General features: G+C 73.5%; 16 protein-coding genes and 1 tRNA gene. 6 read left to right on the top strand and 11 right to left on the bottom strand.

All coding sequences use genetic code 11. From position 1 onward, the window contains the following. The first annotated feature begins 52 nt into the window (after nt 1-52). On the top strand, nt 53-1060 hold the full coding sequence (locus ACW9J6_RS14125) for a GlxA family transcriptional regulator (protein WP_457117112.1): 1008 nt from the start codon (nt 53-55) through the stop codon (nt 1058-1060). Here the strand turns inward: ACW9J6_RS14125 and ACW9J6_RS14120 are convergent. The 3 genes from ACW9J6_RS14120 to ACW9J6_RS14110 form a co-directional block, all read right to left on the bottom strand. Continuing rightward, nucleotides 1014-1316: a hypothetical protein gene (locus ACW9J6_RS14120; RefSeq protein WP_457117111.1), complete on the bottom strand. Its 303-nt coding sequence runs from the start codon at nt 1314-1316 to the stop codon at nt 1014-1016. The genes ACW9J6_RS14125 and ACW9J6_RS14120 overlap by 47 nt on opposite strands. Nucleotides 1317-1352: 36 nt before the next feature. Next, nucleotides 1353-2069: a cache domain-containing protein gene (locus tag ACW9J6_RS14115; RefSeq protein ID WP_457117110.1), complete on the bottom strand. Its 717-nt coding sequence runs from the start codon at nt 2067-2069 to the stop codon at nt 1353-1355. 462 nt (nt 2070-2531) lie between these two features. Beyond that, nucleotides 2532-2608, bottom strand: a tRNA-His gene (locus tag ACW9J6_RS14110). 209 nt (nt 2609-2817) lie between these two features. On the opposite strand from ACW9J6_RS14110, the gene ACW9J6_RS14105 reads away from it, so the two are divergent. Both ACW9J6_RS14105 and ACW9J6_RS14100 read left to right on the top strand, forming a co-directional pair. Continuing rightward, nucleotides 2818-4638, top strand: coding sequence for a chloride channel protein (locus ACW9J6_RS14105; RefSeq protein WP_457117109.1), 1821 nt, complete (start codon nt 2818-2820; stop codon nt 4636-4638). Nucleotides 4639-4784: 146 nt separating this feature from the next. Then, entirely contained in the window at nt 4785-5864 is a 1080-nt protein-coding gene (locus tag ACW9J6_RS14100; RefSeq protein ID WP_457117108.1) for a tartrate dehydrogenase, read from the top strand. Between the two features lie 34 nt (nt 5865-5898). On the opposite strand, the gene cckA is transcribed toward ACW9J6_RS14100, so the two are convergent. The 7 genes from cckA to flgB form a co-directional block, all read right to left on the bottom strand. Continuing rightward, entirely contained in the window at nt 5899-8517 is a 2619-nt protein-coding gene (gene cckA / locus ACW9J6_RS14095) for a cell cycle histidine kinase CckA (protein ID WP_457117107.1), read from the bottom strand. Nucleotides 8518-8722: 205 nt separating this feature from the next. After that, entirely contained in the window at nt 8723-9784 is a 1062-nt protein-coding gene (locus ACW9J6_RS14090; RefSeq protein WP_457117106.1) for an EscU/YscU/HrcU family type III secretion system export apparatus switch protein, read from the bottom strand. Nucleotides 9785-9787: 3 nt separating this feature from the next. Then, nucleotides 9788-10546, bottom strand: coding sequence for a flagellar biosynthetic protein FliR (gene fliR / locus ACW9J6_RS14085; protein WP_457117105.1), 759 nt, complete (start codon nt 10544-10546; stop codon nt 9788-9790). Nucleotides 10547-10564: 18 nt separating this feature from the next. Continuing rightward, nucleotides 10565-10831, bottom strand: a complete 267-nt coding sequence (gene fliQ / locus ACW9J6_RS14080; protein ID WP_457117104.1) for a flagellar biosynthesis protein FliQ — start codon at nt 10829-10831, stop codon at nt 10565-10567. A gap of 551 nt (nt 10832-11382) precedes the next feature. Next, nucleotides 11383-11688, bottom strand: coding sequence for a flagellar hook-basal body complex protein FliE (locus ACW9J6_RS14075; RefSeq protein WP_457117103.1), 306 nt, complete (start codon nt 11686-11688; stop codon nt 11383-11385). 3 nt (nt 11689-11691) lie between these two features. After that, nucleotides 11692-12102, bottom strand: a complete 411-nt coding sequence (gene flgC, locus ACW9J6_RS14070) for a flagellar basal body rod protein FlgC (protein WP_457117102.1) — start codon at nt 12100-12102, stop codon at nt 11692-11694. A gap of 14 nt (nt 12103-12116) precedes the next feature. Next, on the bottom strand, nt 12117-12521 hold the full coding sequence (gene flgB / locus ACW9J6_RS14065; RefSeq protein WP_457117101.1) for a flagellar basal body rod protein FlgB: 405 nt from the start codon (nt 12519-12521) through the stop codon (nt 12117-12119). A 238-nt stretch (nt 12522-12759) separates the two neighbouring features. Between flgB and ACW9J6_RS14060 the strand changes: the two genes are divergently transcribed. The 3 genes from ACW9J6_RS14060 (at nt 12760) to ACW9J6_RS14050 (ending at nt 16563) form a co-directional block, all read left to right on the top strand. Further along, nucleotides 12760-14106, top strand: a complete 1347-nt coding sequence (locus ACW9J6_RS14060) for a hypothetical protein (RefSeq protein WP_457117100.1) — start codon at nt 12760-12762, stop codon at nt 14104-14106. 101 nt (nt 14107-14207) lie between these two features. Next, a complete protein-coding gene (fliP, locus tag ACW9J6_RS14055) occupies nt 14208-14963 on the top strand; it encodes a flagellar type III secretion system pore protein FliP (protein ID WP_457117099.1) in 756 nt (251 codons plus the stop codon). 448 nt (nt 14964-15411) lie between these two features. Further along, complete coding sequence (locus tag ACW9J6_RS14050; RefSeq protein WP_457117098.1) at nt 15412-16563, top strand: metallophosphoesterase family protein; 1152 nt, start codon at nt 15412-15414, stop codon at nt 16561-16563. A gap of 9 nt (nt 16564-16572) precedes the next feature. Here ACW9J6_RS14050 and ACW9J6_RS14045 read toward each other — a convergent pair whose 3' ends face one another. Beyond that, the gene (locus tag ACW9J6_RS14045) at nt 16573-19983 is read right to left on the bottom strand and encodes a hypothetical protein (protein ID WP_457117097.1); all 3411 of its coding nucleotides are present in this window, start codon (nt 19981-19983) and stop codon (nt 16573-16575) included. Nucleotides 19984-20030: the final 47 nt, after the last annotated feature.

The raw sequence follows: 20030 nt of genomic DNA, 5'->3' as shown, positions 1-20030 counted from the left end.
ACGCCCGGGCTGCTACGGCAGCAATCGTCTGTTTCCGACGATTTCTGCCATCATGCAGGTTTGGACGGACATGCCGAAGATGCGGGAGGATGGCCCAACGGAACTGAGCGTGGCGGTTCTGGCCCTGCCGGGGGTGCAACTTCTCGATGTCGCGGGTCCGCTCGACGTGTTCGCCGAGGCGAATGCTCAGGCCGGGCGGACGGTCTACCACCTCGCCGTCGTCGGCATGCGCGCGGGCCCGGTCGAGACCTCCTCCGGACGGCGGCTCGTCGCCGACCTCGCGGCGGGCGCGGAGGAGGCGATGGACTTCGACACCCTCCTGGTGGCGGGGGCGCCCCGCATGCACGCGGTCGCGATGCCGGCGCCGCTCCTCGACTGGCTCGCCGCGGCGGCGGCGAAGGCCCGGCGCTACGGCTCGGTCTGCAGCGGAGCCTTCCTGCTCGGACAAGCGGGCCTGCTGAAGGGGCGCCGCGTCACCACGCACTGGGCGGTGGCGGAGGAACTGGCTCGCCGCCATCCCGAGGCGGCGATCGAGGGCGACGCGATCTGCGTCTTCGACGGTCCGCTGCGGACATCGGCCGGTGTGACCGCGGGGCTCGACCTTGCGCTGGCCCTGGTGGAGGAGGACCTGGGTGCCGAACTGGCGCGCCGGGTCGCGGCGCAGCTTGTCATGTACTTCAGGCGCGGCGGTCAGATGCAGTTCAGCCGCCGGGGCGTCGGCGCGCCGGCCGGGCGCTCCGCCCTGCAGGAGGTCCAGCGCTTCGTGGCGGCCCACCCTGAGGCCGAGCACGACGTCGTCACCCTGGCCGCTCGGGCCCGCATCAGCCCGCGCCATTTCGCGCGCCTGTTCCGGGCGGAGACCGGCCTGACGCCGGCGGCCTTCGTGGAGAATGTCCGCATCGATGCGGCCCGTCGGCTCCTGGAGGGCGGAGCGGCCGCCAAGCAGGTGGCCGGCGCCTGCGGGTTCCATGACACCGACACGCTGCGACGCGCCTTCGTCCGACGCCTCGGCCTCACACCGGCGGAATACCGGCAGCGCCACGCCGCGGCGAGACGCTGACCGCCCCGAGCGCTGCGCGAGAGGAGCCTGCACCGCCGCTCACGGGCAGGCTCGCCGTCAGCCGCGCGGCGATCTCCTCGCTCGTCGCGACGCCCTCCGGCGTGAGCGCGATCAGCAGCACCAGGAGCAGCGCGGCCGCGACCGCGAGCAGCACCACGCCGACGCGCTCCGCATCGAAGCGGCGGGTGTGCAGCAGCGTGCAGCCGAGGGTGAACGCCGCCGCCTCGGTGAGGGGCACGACACTGGTCAGTCCCACGGAGATCTCCCCGATGCGCGCGGCCGGCCGCGGCGCCTATTCCTGCGCGACGCCCGCCCTCGGCTCGACCGCCCCGAGGGCGGAAGCGGCCGCCCTCAGGTCGCGCCGCGCCTGCGCCACGGCGGCGGACCTCGCGTCGCTCTGCGCCGCCAGGGCCTCCAGGAAGGCCGTCCAATCGGCGCGCGCCGAGGCCGGGATCTCGCCGTCGAGCTTCTGCCGCAGCTGCGCCACCCGCCCGTCGGGCGTCGTCTCGGCGGGCCCGGCCGTGTCCGCATCGTAGACGCCGACCGCGCAGGTCTGGTCTCCCGCCTTCGTGTAGTAGGTGGTCTTGGGCTCCTCGACGGTGCTGCCGGGCTTCGGGAACAGGTAGTGGATCTCCGAGACCTGCCCGGCCCGGGCGGTCTGCAGCATCGTGCGGATGAAGTAGTTGCCGGTCCGGTCGTGAAGGTCGCGCACGTCGTGCCCGCGCAGGATCGGGTTGGGGTGGGCGCTCATCACGCCGTCCGCGCCGATGCAGAACACGTAGGTGTCGGCGGTGCGGAAGCCGTCGCTGCCCTTCGTGAACTTGTCGAGGGCGACCGTCCGGTCGGCCTGCACGGCGCTCGTCACGCGCTGGAGCATCCACTTCGCCCCCGCCTCCTGGCCGGTCTCGCCGCAGGGCGTCGGCGCCTCCCCGTCCCCGCAGGCGAGCGCGGGCAGCGGCGCCACGATCCCGATCAGCAGAACGGCCGTGGTCAGCGAGCGGCGTGCCATCGTGAAGCCCCTTCCTCACCGGGTTCCGGAGATGCTCGCCGGCATCTGACTGCAAACGCTCCGATTCGACAAGCGGCGTCGGAAGTCATCCGGCCATGATGCGCCGAGGGACACTGCCTTTCGAAGTGGATCCGAGGCCGTTTCCTGTGCACGTCGACCACGACTTGCCTCGCTTCGGACGGCTGGACAGAACAGGCAACGATCTCCCGGGCGGATCGCCCGGTGTGCCCATGTGTTTGAGGCGGCGGCGAAATCGCGCTTCGCTTGCGGACAGGTGCGTGATGCGAAGCCGTCTTCCGAAATCACCCGCTGTGTCGTTGGGAACCGGCTGGTGCGGAAGCGCACCGACCGTGTCGCGGGGATGGGCGTGCCGCGGTGCGCTGGGTCGCCCGAACGGTGCATCGCACGGGGCTGCCCCGCGCGGCGTCGGCAGATCGGATGGGGTTTCGCGGGAATGTCAGGTGGTACCGCCACCCCGGCTCGAACGGGGGACCTCTAGATCCACAATCTAGCGCTCTAACCAACTGAGCTATGGCGGCCGACGTGGGGCGCTGTGTAATCCCCGCGCGGCCCGCTGACAAGCGGTCGGGCCGCGATACCGGGGAGAATCGGTGGAGCCGGTGGTCGCAGGCGGCGGTGGGCGGCGAAAATCCATCGACCCCGGCGCCGCGCCCCCCTAAACAGCCGGTGCCGCCCGGGTCCGGTCCCGGGCGGACGTTCCGCGCTCCCTCCGCGCTCCCTTGCCCCGATGACGGCGAAGCCCGAGACGATCCGACGCTCCCTCACCGACGCTCCCGTGGTCCAGGCGCCCGGGGGCTTGCGCGCCCTGGTCCGCGGCAGCGAGATCGGACTCGTCGGTCTCGCTCTCCTGATCGGGCTCGTCTCGGGCCTCGCCGTCAGCGGCATGGCCTGGACCACGCAGGGCCTGCACCGGCTGTTCTACGGCATCCAGGCCGACGGCCGCCTCAGCGCCGTGCCGATGCTCCCTCCCCTGCTGGCGCTCACCGTCCCGACCCTCGCGGGCGTGGCCCTCGCCCTCGCGGTGCGCTTCGGCAACCGCCTGCGCCGCGCGCCCGGCCGCCCGGTCGTCGATCCGATCGAGGCCAACGCCCTCCACGGCGGGCGGCTCTCCCTGCGCGACTCGGTCCTCGTGGCGGTGCAGAACCTGATCTCCAACGGCGGCGGCGCCTCGGTCGGGCTGGAGGCCGGCTACACCCAGATCTCGGCGGGGATCGCCTCGCGGATCGGCCTCGGCTTCGAACTCCGGCGCACCGACATGCGGGTGCTCGTCGGCTGCGGGGCCGCCGCCGCCATCGCGGCCGCCTTCGACGCGCCGCTCACCGGCGCCTTCTACGCCTTCGAATTGATCATCGGCACCTACGCCATCGCCTCGCTCACGCCGGTCGTGGCGGCGGCCCTGGCCGGCGCGCTCGTGTCCCGCTCCATCCTGCCCCACCCGGCGGCGATCGCCCTCGATCCCACCCCGCCGGTCGGCGCCGCCGATTACCTGCCGACGATCGGGCTCGGCCTCGTCTGCGCGGGTCTCGGCATCCTGATCATGCAGGGCGTCACCCTGGTCGAGGCGAGCGTGCGCCGCAGCGGCGTGCCCGCCCTCGCCCGCCCGGCGCTGGGCGGCTTCCTGGTCGGGCTGCTGGCGCTCCTCGCCTCGCCGCAGGTGCTCTCGGCCGGGCACGGGGCGCTCCACCTCAACCTCACGCAGGACGGGCCGGTGCTCGGGGCGGGCGCCCTCGTCGGCCTGTTCTGCGCCAAGGCGCTCGCCTCCGCGATCTCGATCGGCACGGGCTTCCGGGGCGGCCTGTTCTTCGCCTCGCTGTTCCTCGGCGCCATCGCCGGCAAGGTCTACGCGATCGTGATGCCGCCCCTCATCGCCACCGCCCTGCCGCCCACCACCTACGCCATCGTCGGCATGAGCGCGCTCGCGGTGGCGGTGATCGGCGGGCCCCTCACCATGACCTTCCTGGCGCTCGAGACGACGGGCGACTTCCCGGTCACGGTGCTGGTGCTGGTCGCGGTGATCGCCTCCTCGCTCACCGTGCGCAAGACGTTCGGCTACTCCTTCGCGACCTGGCGCTTCCACCTGCGCGGCGAGTCGATCCGCTCGGCCCACGACATCGGCTGGATCCGCAGCCTCACGGTCGGCCAGATGATGCGGCGCGACGTGCGGACGGTCCGGGCCGACACCACGCTCTCCGCCTTCCGGCGCGCCTTCCCGCTCGGCTCGGCGAGCCAGGTCGTGGCCACCGACGAGGCCGGGCTCTATGCCGGGATCGTGCTGGTGCCCGAGGCCCACGCCGCCCCGATCGACGAGAAGGCCGACACCATGCGGGTCGCCGACATCCTGCGCTGCCGGGGCGAGGTGCTGCTGCCGCAGATGAACGCCAAGGAGGCCGCGGCCCTGTTCGACCGCTCCGAGAGCGAGGCGCTCGCGGTCGTCGAGAGCCGCCAGTCCGCCCGGGTGATCGGGCTCCTCACCGAGAAGCACACGCTGCGCCGCTACAGCGAGGAACTCGACCGCCAGCGGGCCGCGAGCGTGGGCGAGGTGCGGTAGGAAGCGGTCGCGCCGGGCCAGCGGGACAAGGTCGCCGAGGCCCGGGGAGCGATCCCGGAGACGGGCCGGCGCCGCAAGCCCTCGGTTGACCGGCGTCCCCGGATGCGCGAGCGATGGCGCGCGACACCAATACCGGGAGAAACGCCATGGCCTCACCCTCGCGCCGCTACCGCATCGCCGTGATCCCCGGGGACGGGATCGGCAAGGAGACGGTGCCGGAGGGCGTCCGGGTGCTGGAGCAGGCCGCCAAGCGCCACGGCTTCACCCTCGAGCAGAACTGGTTCGACTTCTCGTCCTACGACTACTACGCCAAGCACGGCCGCATGATGCCGGAGGATTGGCGCCAGCAGGTCGAGGGCCACGACGCCATCTTCTTCGGCGCGGTCGGCTGGCCGGAGAAGATCCCGGATCACGTCTCGCTCTGGGGCTCGCTGATCCTGTTCCGCCGCGACTTCGACCAGTACGTGAACCTGCGCCCGGTGCGGCTGATGCCCGGCGTCCCCTGCCCGCTCGCGGGCCGCAAGCCCGGCGACATCGACTTCTGGGTCGTGCGCGAGAACACCGAGGGCGAGTATTCCAACGCGGGCGGGCGGATGTTCGCCGGCACCGAGCGGGAATTCGCCGTCCAGGAATCGATCTTCACCCGTCACGGCACCGACCGGGTGCTGCGCTTCGCCTTCGACCTCGCGCAGAGCCGCCCGAAGAAGCACCTGACCTCGGCCACGAAGTCGAACGGCATCTCGATCACCATGCCGTACTGGGACGAGCGGGTGGAGGCGATGGCCGCGCACTACCCCGAGGTGCGCTGGGACAAGTACCACATCGACATCCTGACCGCGCATTTCGTGCTGAACCCGGACCGGTTCGACGTCGTGGTGGCCTCGAACCTGTTCGGCGACATCCTGTCGGATCTCGGCCCAGCCTGCACCGGCACGATCGGCATCGCGCCCTCGGGCAACATCAACCCGGACCGCAGCTTCCCCTCGCTGTTCGAGCCCGTGCACGGCTCGGCCCCGGACATCGCCGGCCAGGGCATCGCCAACCCGATCGGCCAGATCTGGTCGGGGGCGATGATGCTGGAGCATCTCGGCGAGCACGCGGCCGCCGCCGAGATCGTGGCGGGGATCGAGCGGGTGCTGGCCGAGCGCACCCTGCGCACCCGGGATCTGGGGGGCAATGCCGACACCACGGCCTGCGGCGAGGCCGTGGCGGACGCGCTGGGCTAGGGCCCCTGCCGGGCGCGGGCGGGGAGCCCCCGCCCTACACGGCCATCGTGGTCTTCACCGTCTCGACGAGCTGCTTCAGGCTGAAGGGCTTGGGCAGGAAGTTGAATTCCTCGCCCTCGGGCAGGTTCTTCTGGAAGGCGTCCTCGGCGTAGCCCGAGACGAAGATCACCTTCAGGGTCGGGTGCAGCTTGCGCAGCTCGCGCAGGAGGGTCGGGCCATCCATCTCGGGCATCACCACGTCCGAGACCACGAGGTCCACCGGCGCCTCGCGCTCGCCCATGATGGCGAGCGCCTCCAGGCCCGAGGCGGCCTCCAGCACCGTGTAGCCGCGCGCCGCCAGCGCCCGCGCGTTCACGGCCCGCACCGGGTCCTCGTCCTCCACGAGCAGGATGGTGCCGCGGCCGGTGAGGTCCGGGGCCGGGGCCTTCTTGGCCGGCTCGCCGGCGGCGGACGCGGGCGCCGCCGCGGAGGCGGCCGGCGCGGCGGGCTCGGGCGCGGGCGCCTCCTCGGGCACCGGCACGTGCCGCGGCAGGTAGATGCCGAAGACCGTCCCCTCCCCGAGCTTCGACTTCACGTCGATGTAGCCGCCCGACTGCTTGACGATGCCGAACACCGTGGAGAGGCCGAGCCCCGTGCCCTTGTTCACCTCCTTGGTGGTGAAGAAGGGCTCGAAGATCTTCTCCATGATCTCGGGCGTCATGCCGGTGCCGGTATCGGCCACCTCGACCAGGACGTAGTCGGCCGCCGGCAGCCCGGTGAGCTGGAGCGCGCCCGCCGCCTCGGCGGCCACGTTCGCGGTGCGGATGGCGAGGCGGCCCCCCTCCGGCATCGCGTCGCGGGCGTTCACCGCGAGGTTCACGACCACCTGCTCGAACTGGTTCACGTCCGCCTTGACCGGCCAGAGGTCGCGTCCGTGCTTGAGGTCGAGTTCCACCCGCTCGCCGAGCAGGCGCTTGAGGAGCAGCGTCAGGTCCGAGAGCGCGTCCCCGAGATGGATCACCTCCGGCCGCAGGGTCTGGCGGCGCGAGAAGGCGAGCAGCTGGCGCACCAGGCTCGCGGCCCGGTTCGCGTTCTGCTTGATCTGCATGATGTCCTGGAAGGCCGGGTCCACCGGGCGGTGGCTGGCGAGCAGCAGGTCCGAGTAGCCGATGATCGCCTGCAGCACGTTGTTGAAGTCGTGGGCGATGCCGCCCGCGAGCTGGCCCACCATCTCCATCTTCTGGGCTTGGTTGATCTGCTGCTGGAGCTGGAGCTGCGCCGTGGTGTCGAGGGCGTAGAGGATCACCGCCTCGCGCCCGCCCTCCTCGTCCGGGCCTTCCGTGGCGCGCGCCTCGGGGCTGAGCCAGATCCGGGCCGAGCGGTTGCCGGGCGCCGCGACGCCGACCTCCACGGGCGCCACGTCGCCCCGTCCCTCGGCGGCGAGCCGGAAGGCGCCGTCGAAGCCCTGGCGGTCGCGCTCGGCGATGCACTCGTGGGCCGAGGGGCCGATCTCGCCGCCCTCGCCGCCCTCGCCGGTCCGCGGCAGGGTGCCGAACAGCCGCGCGAAGGAGGCGTTCGCCCGCACGAGGCGCCCCTGCGGATCGAGGGTCGCCACCGCGATCGGGCTGGTGTTGAAGAAGCGGGCGAAGCGCACCTCGGCGGCGCGCTGCGGCTCGTCGGTGGCCTCGCCGGCGGAGCGGTTGAGGACCAGGGTGCGCGAATCGCCCGGCTTGCCGTCCTGCCCGTAGGCGACCCGGTGGTAGATCCGCACCGGCAGCGGGTGGCCGTTGCGGCGCCGCAGGTCGAGGTCGAACACGTCGGTGCGCACCTCGCCGGGCTGGGCGTTGCCGGCCACCAGCACGTCGCCCACCGTGGCGGGCAGGATCTCGCCGAGGCGCAGGCCCCCGGAGCCGACCTGGGCGAGGTCGTGCCCGAGCCAGGCGGCGAGCGTCGCGTTCATGTAGACGATGCCCCCGCGCGGATCGACCGACAGGAAGCCGGCCGGCGCGTGGTCCAGGAAGGCGATCGTGTGCTGGAGGACCTGGAAGACGTTCTCCTGGCGCTCGCGCTCGTGGGTGATGTCGGTGACGCTCCACAGCGCCACCGGCCGGCGGGGCAGCGGCAGGGGCCGCACGGCGATCCGGTACCACGCGAAGTCCCGCCCGCCCCCGCCCGGCGGCGGCGCCATGCGGATCTCCTCCGCGAGGCTGCGGCCCTCGCGGGCGGCCTGGGCGAGGCGGTAGACCGCCTCCGACACGTCCGGGCTGCCGACGAAGACCCGCTCGACGAGGCGCAGGTCCGAGAAGCTGTCGCTGCCGGCCAGCGCCAGGTAGGCGGCGTTGGCGTAGATCGGCCGCGTGCCGTCCTCGACGGCGATCATACCCTCGGGGGCCGCATCCACCACCGCCTTGGTGACGTCGTTGCGGGTGCCCTGGCCGGTGAGCTGGAGCGCCCCGATCGCCAGCGCGAAGAGCGAGAACACGCCCGCCATGGCGAGGATCGCCAGCAGCCCGAGGATGAGCGGCTGGGCCTGCTCGCTCGCCACGAAGCTCAGGCCCACCGCCGCCCCGACGAGGAGGCCCGCGAGGAGCAGGAGCAGGCTGACCCGGCCCGGGCGCTCCGAGCGGTCGAGCGCGGCCGCCTCCGGCAAGGGGGGGGGACTCAACTCGGGCATGACGCCGCCATCCATCCTGTCCAGCCGGTCCGACGCCCGCGACGCCCCATCTTGCCGGACAAGGCTTGCGCGGAGGTTGAGACGGGCCCCCTGCGCGTTATGCCCGAGCGGTTGAGTCCGGCAAGTGCGGCAGACGAGGAAGTGCGGCAGACCAGGAAGTGCGGCAGACCGGCGGGTCGCGGCGGCGTGACCTCCGGCAGCGGGCTCAGCGGCGGCGCTGGCGCAGCACGAAGCCGATCACCTCGGCCACCGCTTTGTAATGCTCGGCCGGGATCGGCGCGTCGATCTCCACGGTAGCGTGGAGCGCCCGGGCGAGGGGCGGGTTCTCCACCACCGGCACGCGGTTCTCCGCGGCGACCTCGCGGATCTTGAGGGCGAGGGCGTCGACGCCCTTGGCGACGCAGACCGGGGCGGCCATGCCGGTCTCGTAGAGCAGCGCCACCGCGAAGTGGGTCGGGTTGGCGACGATGACGGTGGCGCCCGGCACCGCCGCCATCATGCGCTTCTTGGCGCGCGACAGGCGGATGCGGCGCAGGCGGCCCTTCACCTCCGGGCTGCCCTCGCTCTCCTTCATCTCCTCCTTGATCTCGGCCTTGGTCATGCGCAGGCGCGCCCGCCAGCGCACCCGCTGGTAGACGGCGTCGCCGAGCGCCAGCGCGACGTAGGCGGCCAGGATGCCGGCCATCAGGCGGAGCGCCAGCACCAGGGTGGCGGGCAGGAGCGAGGCCGGCTCCAGCCGCGCCAGGGCGTCGAGCCGGTCCCGGTCGCCCCACAGCACGAGCCCCGCCACCGTGCCGACGAGGGCGACCTTCACCACGCCCTTGCCGAACTGGAACCACGCCTCGGGGCCGAACAGGCGGCGCAGGCCCGCGGCGGGGGAGACGCGCTCCCACTTCGCGCCGAGGGTCTCGGTGGTCCAGACGAAGCGATGCTGGAGGAGCCCGCCCGCGAGGCCCGCCGCGAGGGCGGCGCCCACCGGGGCGGCGAGCGCGAGGGCGAGGGCCGAGAGGGCGCGGCGCGCGACCGCCGCGTAGCCCGCCGCGTCGGGCGGGACCTGGTGGAGGCCGCCGAGGAGGGCGCGCAGCTCAGCCGTGAGCTGCTGCGCGATGGCGCCCGCGCCCGCGAGCAGCACCAGGGTGAAGCCGCCGAGCACCAGCAGCGTGTTGATCTCCGTGCTGGTGGCGACGTCGCCCCGCCGGATCGCGTCGTCGAGGCGCTTCTGCGTCGGCTCCTCGGTGCGGTCCTCCTGCTCGCTCTCGCCGGCCACGGCTCAGACCCTCCCGAAGGCGCCGAGCCAGCGCCCGAGATCGTCCACGAACACGCCCATGACCACGCCCAGCGTCGCCAGCAGCACCGCCATGCCGATCAGGATCGCCGCCGGCGTGGCGACGAAGAACACCTGCATCTGCGGCATCAGGCGCGAGAGCACCCCGAGGCCGAGATTGAACAGGATGCCGAAGGCGATGAAGGGCGCGGAGATCCGCACGGCGAGCGAGAAGCCGCGGGCCACGGCCCGGATGGCGAGGTCCGCCGCGTCGCCGGTCGCCGGCACGCCCACGGGGGGCATCAGCGCGTAGCTGTCGCGGATGCCCGCGATGGCGAGGTGGTGCAGGTCGGTGGCCAGCACGAGGGTGATGCCCAGCAGCGTCAGGAAGGTGCCGAGCGTCGCCTGCTGGCCCGCGGTGGTCGGGTCGACGGTCATCGCGTAGGCGAGGCCGAGCTGCTGGGCGATGACCGTTCCGGCGGTCTGGAGCGCCGCGAGCACGGCGCGGACCGCGAGGCCCAGCACCAGCCCGACCGCGATCTCGCCGATCAGCGTGCCGATGAGATCGGGCCCGGTTCCGCCCTGTTGCGGCAGCAGCGGCCGCACGACCGGGAACAGCACCAGGGCGACGAGGAGCGCGAAGGCGAGCCGCAGGCGCGGCGACACGACGGTCTCGCCGATCCCCGGCATCAGCATCACGAGCGTGCCGACCCGCGCGAAGACCAGCAGGTAGGCGGCGGCGATGCCGGGGAGGAGGAGGTTCACGGGGCGAATCGTCCGGGCTCACCCGCCCGCGGCGATCCGGGCGGCGATCCGGGTCATGTAGCCCGAGAGCGCGTCGCCCATGAAGGGCAGCATCAGCAGCAGGGCGGCGAAGACCGCGACGATCTTGGGCACGTAGATCAGGGTCTGCTCCTGGATCTGGGTCAGGGCCTGGAGCAGCGACACGGCGAGGCCGACCAGCAGGGCCACCACCATCAGGGGCCCGGCCACCTTCAGGAAGGTGAGGATGCCGTCGCGGGCGATGTCGAGGATGGCGAGGCCGGTCATGGGGAGGTCATCTGAGGGGTGAGGGCGTTCGGATGGCACCGCACGGGGACCCTTCCTTCCGCTGCGGGCCGACGGTTCGCACCGTTCGGCATGGGCTGACGGTCTGAAAAGGGGCGCAGGATCCCCTCTCCCAATTGGGCTAGCGTGTTCACACTTCGCCTCCCGGCATCAAAAAAGCGCTTCTTTCGCAGTCGTTTGAACGGAACCGAGGAGACCCGCGGGATCCCCTCTCCCGTGCGGGAGAGGGGTTCCCCGCGCCACATCCGGGAACCATCGTGTGTCGACGCAAGTATCTGCCCTGTTTTTATTTTTCGCGTTCTGTGAATCCGCTAGCCCAATTGGGAGAGGGGTCAGGGGATCGAAGATCCCGCGTGAGGGTGGCTCGGCTTCAGGATTGAACGCCGAAGGTCGAGCCGGCGGCGGTACGGCTGCGTCTTCTTGCTGAAGCGTCCGGCCCTCACCCCTCCCCCTCTCCCACCCGGGAGAGGGGATCCCGCGCCCCCGCGTCGAACCGGGGCGTGTGGATGCGTCGAGGCGTGTGGGACGGATCCTCAGATCTGCATCCGCATGATGTCCTCGTAGGCGGAGATCACCCGGTCGCGCACGGCCACCAGGGTCTGGAGGGCGGTCTCGCTCTCGGCCACCGCCGTCACCACGTCGACGACGTTGGCCTTGCCGGCGCCCACCGCCATCATCTGCTGCTCCGACTTCTTCCCGGCCGCCTCGACGCCGTCGAGGGTCGAGGCGAGGAACTGGCCGAACCCGGCCTGCGGCGCGGCGGGCTTGGCCGCGGCGTCGGGCCGCCCGAGACTCTGGATCGCCGCGTAGGCACCGGCCGCGAAGGCGTTCGTGGGCATGGGTCAGGCCTTCAGGATGTCGATGGTGCGGGAGATCATCCGGCGGGCCGCCGTGACCATGTTGAGGTTCGCCTCGTAGCTGCGCTGGGCCTCGCGCATGTCGACGGTCTCGACCAGCAGGTTGACGTTCGGCAGCTGCACGTCGCCGTTGGCGTCCGCGACCGGGTTGCCGGGGTCGTGCTTGGTGCGGAAGGGGCTCTGGTCGCGGCGCACCCGGGCGAGCTCGACCACGCTCGCGTCGAGGTCGCGGTCGAGGTGGTTGGTGAAGCTCGGGACCTTGCGGCGGTAGGGCGAGGCCCCCGCCCGCAGCGGCTCGGAATCCGCGTTGGCGATGTTCTCCGAGATCACCCGCATCCGTCCGGACTGCACCCGCAAGCCCGAGGCCGCGATGCCGATCGCCTTCATGAAGTCCACGGCGCGCCCCTTCCCTACTTGCCGACGGCGGTGCGCAGCATCTGCAGGCTCTTCTGGTAGAGAGAGGCGGCGAGCTGGTAGTCGGCCTGGTTGTCGGCGGACTTGATCATCTCGTCCTCGAGGCTCACGGCGTTGCCGCTGGGCACCGCGTCGAAGCGGGTGCGCGCGCGGTCCTCGGACGTCTCCGCCGAGGCGGTCCCGGCGAGGTGCAGCGGGCTCGTGCGCTCGACCGGCACGCCCTGCGACTGCGAGGCCGCGAGGCTGCCGTCCGGCCGGAAGACCGGCGCCCGCAGGTCGCGGGCCCGGAAGCCCGGCGTGTTGGCGTTGGCGACGTTCTCGGCCAGGACCTTCTGACGCGTCTGGTGCCACTGCATGCGGTTGCGCAGCATGCTGACGAGCGGGAGATCGGCGACTGGCACGGGCGGCCCCGGTTTCGGCCGGACCGGAGGGTGCGGCCGGCAAAATCTGCCGGGTTCATGGTTAAGGGGCGGTTAACCGATCCGCGGGCACACCGCACCGACCTGCCGCCGGGTCGCCAACCCCTTCATGAAGTTGTTAAGACGTCTTAACGCGGCCTGCGCGGGAATGGCGGCCTCGTGTTAGAAACCCCTCGTATCGCGTCGGTGCTCCGGCACCTCACCTGTGAGAGATCGTGCATTGCTCTCGTCGATTCTCGGGACGGACGGTTCGCCCCTGATCTCCTACCTGATCGTGTTCCTGATCATGGTGGTGCTCCTCAGCGCCTTCGCGTTCGGCGCGAAGCGCCTCGCCCGCGGGCGCCTGAGCCTGGGCAACGGCGGCGGGCAGCGGGGCCGCCAGCCGCGCCTGGGGATCGTCGACATCTACGAACTCGACCGGCAGCGGCAGCTGATCCTGCTGCGCCGCGACAACGTCGAGCACCTCCTGCTGGTGGGCGGCCCCAACGACGTGGTGGTGGAGCGCAACATCGTGCGGGTGGCGGGCGCGCGCCTGCCGGCCGACCTCGCCGAGCGCTCGGAGCCCCAGCCCGAGCCGCCCCTGTCCCTGCCGGCGGAGCCGGAGCGCACGTCGCTTCCCCCACCCCTGCCGCCCTTCCCGGAGCCGCCCCTCTCCGCACCGCCCTTCGCGGTCGAGGAGACCCGTCCCGAGCCGGCGCTCGCCGAACCGGACGCGGCGGCTTTCGCCCCCGCGGCGGCGGCCTTCACGCCCGTGGCCGTGCCGCCGGCCGAGCCCGCCGCCCCGCCGCCGGAGCCGCCGGCCCGGCCCGTGATGCCGCCGCGCCCGACCGCGCGCTTCGGCGCGGCGCGCCGGGCCGAGCCGCCGAGCCCGCGCGGGGCCCGGCAGACGCCCCCGCCCCTCGACATCCCGTCCCGCCCGCCGGAAGCCCCGGTCGGCCCCGTGCCGGCGCCGGCGGGGGCCCGCGGGAGCGAGCCGCGGGCGGTCGACGCCGCCATCCTCAACGATATGGCGCGCCAGCTGGAGGAGGCCCTGCGCCGGCCCGCCTCGGCCGTGGCTCCCTCCCGCCCGACCGTGCCGGTCCGGGAGCGGCCGCCCGAGCCCGTGACGCCGCCGCCCGCCCCGGAGGCTGTCGCCCCGCCCGTCGCCCCCCTGCCCGAGCCGGTGCCCCTGCCGGAACCCGAGCCCGAGCCGGTCTTCGAGCCGGAGCCCGCACCGGTGCGCGTGCCTGAGTCGGAGCACCGGCCGGAGCCGCCCGCGGCCAAGCGGCCGCCCGAGCCGCCTCAGCCCATCGCGGCGCCGCCACCACCGGCCCCGGTGGAGCCCGTCCCGGCGCCGGCCGCGCCGGAGCCGGCTGTCCCGCCGCCGCCCACCCCGGAGCCGGTGCATCTGCCGGAGCCGCCGGCCCCGGTGGCGGCCCCCGCGCCCGAGCCGCCCCCGCCGCCGCCTCCCCTGCCCGAGCCGGAGCCGGAGCCCAAGAAGCCGGCCTCCGCGCCCAATCCGTTCTCCGTGGAGGAGATCGAGGCGGAGTTCGCGCGGCTGCTCGGGCGTCCCCTCGACCGCCGCTGAGGCGCCCGCCTGTTGCACGCCCGCCGCGAGGACGCAGAAGCGCGCGGCGGGGGCGGGCCGCGCCCTTGCGCCGGATGCGGGCCGGGCGCCAGGGTGCGCGCATGGCCCGCGCGACCCGATCCGCCCGGAGCCGGTGCGCCGCGGCGCTCGCCGGGCTCCTCCTCCTCGTCTCCGCGACCGGGGCGCTCGCCCAGAGCGTGACGGTCGATCTCGGGCCGAATGGCGGGGTGACCGAGCGGGCGCTCCAGCTCGTCGCGCTCATCACCGTCCTGGCGCTGGCGCCCTCGGTGCTGGTGATGGCGACCGCCTTCACCCGCATCGTGGTGGTGCTCTCGATCCTGCGCTCGGCGCTGGGAACGCAGACGGCGCCGCCGAACGCGGTGATCGTGAGCCTCGCCCTGTTCCTCACCGCCTTCGTGATGGCGCCCACCGCCCGCGAGGCCTACCGGGCCGGGATCGAGCCGCTGGTGGCCGGGCAGATCCAGCAATCCCAGGCCTTCGAGCGGGCCTCGGCGCCGTTCAAGACCTTCATGCTGCGCTCGGTGCGCGAGAAGGACCTGCGCCTGTTCCTCGACCTCGCGGGGGGCGCCCGGCCGGCGACGCCGGAGGCGGTGGGGCTCGAGATCCTCACCCCGGCCTTCATGATCTCGGAGCTGCGCCGCGCCTTCGAGATCGGCTTCCTGCTGTTCATCCCCTTCCTGATCATCGACCTCGTGGTCGCCTCGGTGCTGATGTCGGTCGGCATGATGATGCTGCCGCCCGCCACCGTGGCGCTGCCGTTCAAGCTGATCTTCTTCGTGCTGGTCGACGGCTGGACGCTGGTGGCGGGCTCGCTGGTGCAGAGCTACGGGGGCTGACGCGGGATCCGCCCGATCAGGCGCGGAGGGCGCATCCGGCGCGTCGGCGGCGTCGCCGTTCCGTGCGGACGAACAGGTGTTCTGATGGGCGGCACCGACCGTCCAACATCGATGCGGCGCTTCGGGACGGGTCGCTTCGCAACGCAGGCGAACTATAGATTTGCCGGAAAAAATAGAACTAAGAGTTGTAGAATTCAGTTTATTGAGTTAACGTGCACAGACACACCGATTTTGAATTGAGCGCAGGAGATATCCGATGGCGCATCATTCACATGCGATCAAAAATCCGGTGTTCCATGAGCCTGTCTTCTCCGAGTCGAAGCAGAGCGCCGATCCATTCGGGTTCGAAGTCAGGCATGCCTCCGATAACGAGACGTACAAACAGATCGAGGATCTGCTGAAGTCGCAAGTCGTCTCGTTTCCGAAATCGCGTCTGGCCGACGACGACGTGGTGTCTCTCTCTCAGATCTACGGCGCGCGCGGATCCGACGTCGAGGCCGCGATCCGCAAGGCCGGGCGGCTGGTGTTCCACGCGGTCGGTGACACCGGCTCCTCGGACGTGCGGAAGTACCGCAACGAGCTTCGGGTCGCCGACCAACTCGCCCTCGATTGCCGCACCGCCGAGGCGAACAACCGTCCGGCCTTCTTCTTCCATCTCGGGGACGTCGTCTACAGCTTCGGGGAATCCGCCTACTACTACGACCAGTTCTACGAGCCCTACCGGGATTACCCGGCCCCGATCCTGGCGATCCCGGGCAACCACGATTCCTTCGTGCTGCCCGGGACGCCGCAGGGCGAGGAGCCGCTGACGACCTTCGCGCGGAATTTCTGCGCGGCGGCGCCGGCCATCACCCGCGAGGCGGGCTCGCTCCACCGCACCGCCAGCACGCAACCCGGCGTTTACTTCGCCCTGGACGCTCCCTTCGCGCGCGTCATCGGCCTGTTCAGCAACGCCCTGGAGGATCCCGGTGTCATCTCGAGCGAGCGCGGCCGCTGGCCGGGCGTCCCGGATCACCAGCTGGCCTTCCTGCGCGCCCAGTGCCAGCGCATCAAGCGGGAGGGGTACAGGGGCGCGGTGATCATCGCCACGCATCATCCGCCCTTCACCTACGAGCCGCGCCACACCGGCGCGACCGCGGGCGGCCACCACGGAGGCTCGCCGAACCTGCTGCACGACGTCGACGCGATCTGCGCCGCGGAGGGGGTCTACCCGCACGCGTGGCTCTCCGCGCACGCGCACAATTACCAGCGGTTCACCCGGACGGTGACGCTGGGCGGCGCCGTCCGGCAGGTGCCCTTCATCGTCTGCGGCAACGGGGGGCACAACGTGAACCCGCTCGTGCGCGGCTCGCGCCACGGCCCGGCCGAGGAGCCCGAGAACGGGACGGACGTCACCTACCTCGACGCGAAGTCGGACGTCGCGGCGACCGGTCTGCGCTTCGACAAGTACGACGACCACACTTACGGCTACCTGCGCGTGACCGCCGATGCCGAGCACCTGCGGATCGCCTACCATCAGGCCGGCGTGCGCAGCATCCTTCAGTCGCGCTACGACCTCGCGACGGTCGACCTCGCCCGGCACGTGCTCGTGGCGAATTGACGGGCGGCCTCACCCCGGCGGCGGCCCGCCGGCCCGGCGCGCCTCCGCCCCCGGCTCGGCGGCGGGCGGGGTCTCGGGCGGCGGCGCCTTCGGCCGCTCGGGCACCGCGCTCTCGGGGTAGCGCGCCCGGTAGGCGGAGAGGAAGGCCGCCAGGGTGTCGGCGCTGATGGCGCGGCCGGCGACCTCCCGGAAGGCGGCCGTGCGGGTGGCGTTCGGGGCCGCGATCAGCGCGAAGGTGCGCGCATCCGGGCTCTCGGCCATCTTCGGGGTGAACTTCGCCCGCAGCCGGTCGAGGCTCATGCCCTCCTCCGCCAGGGCGTAGGCGATGGCCGCCCGCATCACGTCCGCCCGCTCCGCGTCGGTGAGCGGGCCGGGCTCGCGCCAGCGGCTGCCGGCCAGCGCCTCGTGGGCCTCGCCGGCCTCGCGCCAGCGCCGGGCCGACCACAGGATGTCGGCGCGCAGCCGCGCCGCGTCCGCCCCCTCCGCCCCCTCCAGCAGTTCCAGGGCGAGGTCGGTCCGCGACAGGTCCGACAGGGCGCGCGCCTCCAGCAGGGTGCGGGCCTCGCGCACCCGCTCGGGCAGTTCCGGCAGGCGGGTGGCCTGCAGCACCTGCAGGGCCTGGAGGGGCTTGTCGTCCATCAGGCGGATGCTGGCGAGGCGGGCGGCGACGCTCGCCCGCGCGGCGCCGGTGAGCCGCTTGTCGACCTGGTGCTGGAGCAGGTCGGCGGCGGCGTCGAGGAGGTCGAGGGAGACGAGGCGGTCGGCGAGCCCGCGCACGATCTCGTCGCCCCGCCGCCCCAGCGGCGTGAACTCCTTGAAGTCGTAGAACAGCGCCAGCGCCTCGACCCGCCCGAGGCTCGCCCCCCGGTCGGTCAGGAACAGGTCGGCGAAGAGCGCCACCGTGTCCTGGTGCAGGCCGCGCGTCGCCGGGTGCTCGGGGAAGAGCCGGTTGGCCTTGCGGGCGGTCGCGAAGGCGTGCCGCCAGCGCCCGGCCTCCCCGTAGGCCCGGCTCAGGCGCGCGAGCGTCTCGGCCTCGACATCCCCCCCGTGCCAGACCAGGGCGAGGCGCTCCAGCCGGGTCAGGAGGTCGTCCCGGGGCACGGTCCCGGCCGCGCGGGCGAGGTCGATGAAGCGCAGGGCCGCCTCCGCGGCGACCGGCGGCTCGGCGGCGTCGATGAGCCGCTGGTAATCCCGCCGCGCCAGCGCCTCCTGGCCGAGCTGCTCGGTCAGCCGCGCGCGCAGCAGCGCCACCTCGTCGTGGGCCAGGGGCGTCGCGGCGATCGCCCCGGCCGCCGTGATCATCCGCTGCGCGAAGGTGAGGTCGCGGGCGTCGAGGCCGAGCGCGGCCGCCGCCGTCAGGAAGGGCAGCCGCAGGTCCTCCGGATAGGCCTCCACCACCGGCAGCGCCGCCCGCAGGGCGGCCAGCGCCACCGGGCCGGCGATCCGGCGGGCGCGCGCGTCGAGCAGGGCGCGCCACAGGCGCGCCTCCGGGTCGCGCGCGAGCTTGACGTCGCCGCCGAGGAACTCGGCCGCGCGGGAGTCCCGCCGCATCCGGGTCGCGGCGATGGCCGAGAGGATGCGGGCGGTGCGGTCGATGGCGAGGACCGGGTCCTCCTTGGCGGCGAAGGCCAGCACGCCGCTCGCCTCCGCGTCGAGGCCGTTGGCGAGGTAGAGGCGGGCGAGGTCGAGGCGCGCCGGCGCGCGCCCGGCCCGGTCCGCCGTGGCCGCCGCACGCTCGGCCTCGCGGATGCGGGCGCGCACGTCGCCGCTGCGGTCCGCCCGCCAGCGGTCGGGCTGCACCGCGAGTCCGTCGGGCGAGAGCGGCGCCCCCTCCTCGCTCCCCTCGGCCACGACCGGGCTCACCGCCAGGCCGCCCGGCCGGCTGATCGCCACGTCGGCGAGGCCCGGCCGCACCACGAGGTCGTCGGCGAGCGCCAGGACGGCGACGCCCTGGCGGCTCGCCAGCAATTCGAACTCCACGAAGCGCGCCCGCTTGGGCACGCCCGCGAGGCCGGGCCCGCGGGCGGTGACGACGGCGATCCGCTCGCCGTCCTGCTTCAGCCACACCGCGGTGGCGGCCCGGGCGAGCGCCAGCGTGACCGCGGGCCGGCCGGCGGCGTCGGCCGCCCGCTGGGGGGCGAGGAGGTCGCCGGGCGGCAGGCTTCCGTCCCCGAGGACGAGCGTCCAGCCGCCGCCCTCGGCGGCGAGCTGCGGGATGGTGCCGCGGTCGAGGGCGAAGCGCAGCACCGCCACCGGCCCCTCGCTCCGCGGCGGCTCGGCGAGTCGCACGGGGGCGCTGGCGGACAGGGCGGCGGGATCGAGGCGCACCGGGGCCGGGGTCTCGAAGACCAGGGTGGCGACGCCGCCGCGCTCGAACAGGGCGGCGGGCGGGCGGGCGGCGAACGGAAAGGCGATGCGGAGGGCCGTCCCGGCCCGGGTCACCCGGCCCTCGACGGGGCCGGCGGGCGGCGCCCCGGGGGCCGGCGGCGGATCCTCGGCCGGCGGCGGGTCGGGGGCGCGCGCCTCCCGCACCGGCGGGACCGTAGCCCCGGCGGCCGGCGGCGGTTTCGCCGCCTCGCCCCGGGAGGGAGCGGCCGGCAGGTCCGGCACCGGCGGGGCCGCGCGATCGCCGGCCTTGCGGATGTCGATCGTGTAGCCGTCCTCCTCCCGGTAGCCCTCCGCCTCGTAGCCCTCCGCGAGGGTCAGGGCGATGCGGGCCCGCTCGGGGCCGGCCTCGGCCGAGAGGGCCTCCACGGCGGGCCGCAGCCGGGTGCGGGCGTCGCCGGGCTGCACCGCGTAGGCGCCGTCGAGGGCGAGGCGGAGCGTGCGGTCGCTGCGCTCCAGCACGGCCGGCGCGCCTGCGGGCAGGCGCACCGTCAGCCGCGACAGGGTCGGCAGCGCGGCGGTCTCGAGGCGCAGCGGCTGGGGCGGGTGGGCGCGGGCGGCCTCGCGGCGCAGGCGCGCCTCGGCCTCCTCGGCGCGCCGCGCGAGCTCCGCCACCACCTCGGGCGGCAGGCCCGGCGGCAGGCCGGTCCAGGTCTCGGGCAGGAGGTCGACGAAGACCTTCTCGGCCGCCTCCAGCACGTTGACCGTGACGGGGCGCTGCAGGGCGAGGCGCAGGCCGCTCCCGTCGGGGTCGCGGCGCACCTGCGCCACGTAGTCCGGCATCTCGGCGGCGAGCCGGTCGCGCAAGAGGCCCCCCGCCGGCTCGCGGAAGCGCAGCACCAGGACGCTGCCGGAGAGCTTGGCGGTGACCTTGACGCTCTGGTCGAAGGTGAGCGCGATCCGCCCGAAGCCGCGCGGCTGCGTCCCCGTCACCGACACGAGCGCCGCCGCCGCCGCTCCGGCCGTGCCGAGGAGCAGCGCCGCGAGGGCGATGAGGAGCCGCGCTCCGCACCGGCCTGTGCCCGTACGACCCATCCGCACACCGCTTCCCGACCGGGACGCGAGTCTGGCAGAGCAGGGCT

Source organism: Methylobacterium sp. JK268 (assembly GCF_054052225.1).
This window is presented reverse-complemented; position numbering and strand designations above follow the sequence as displayed.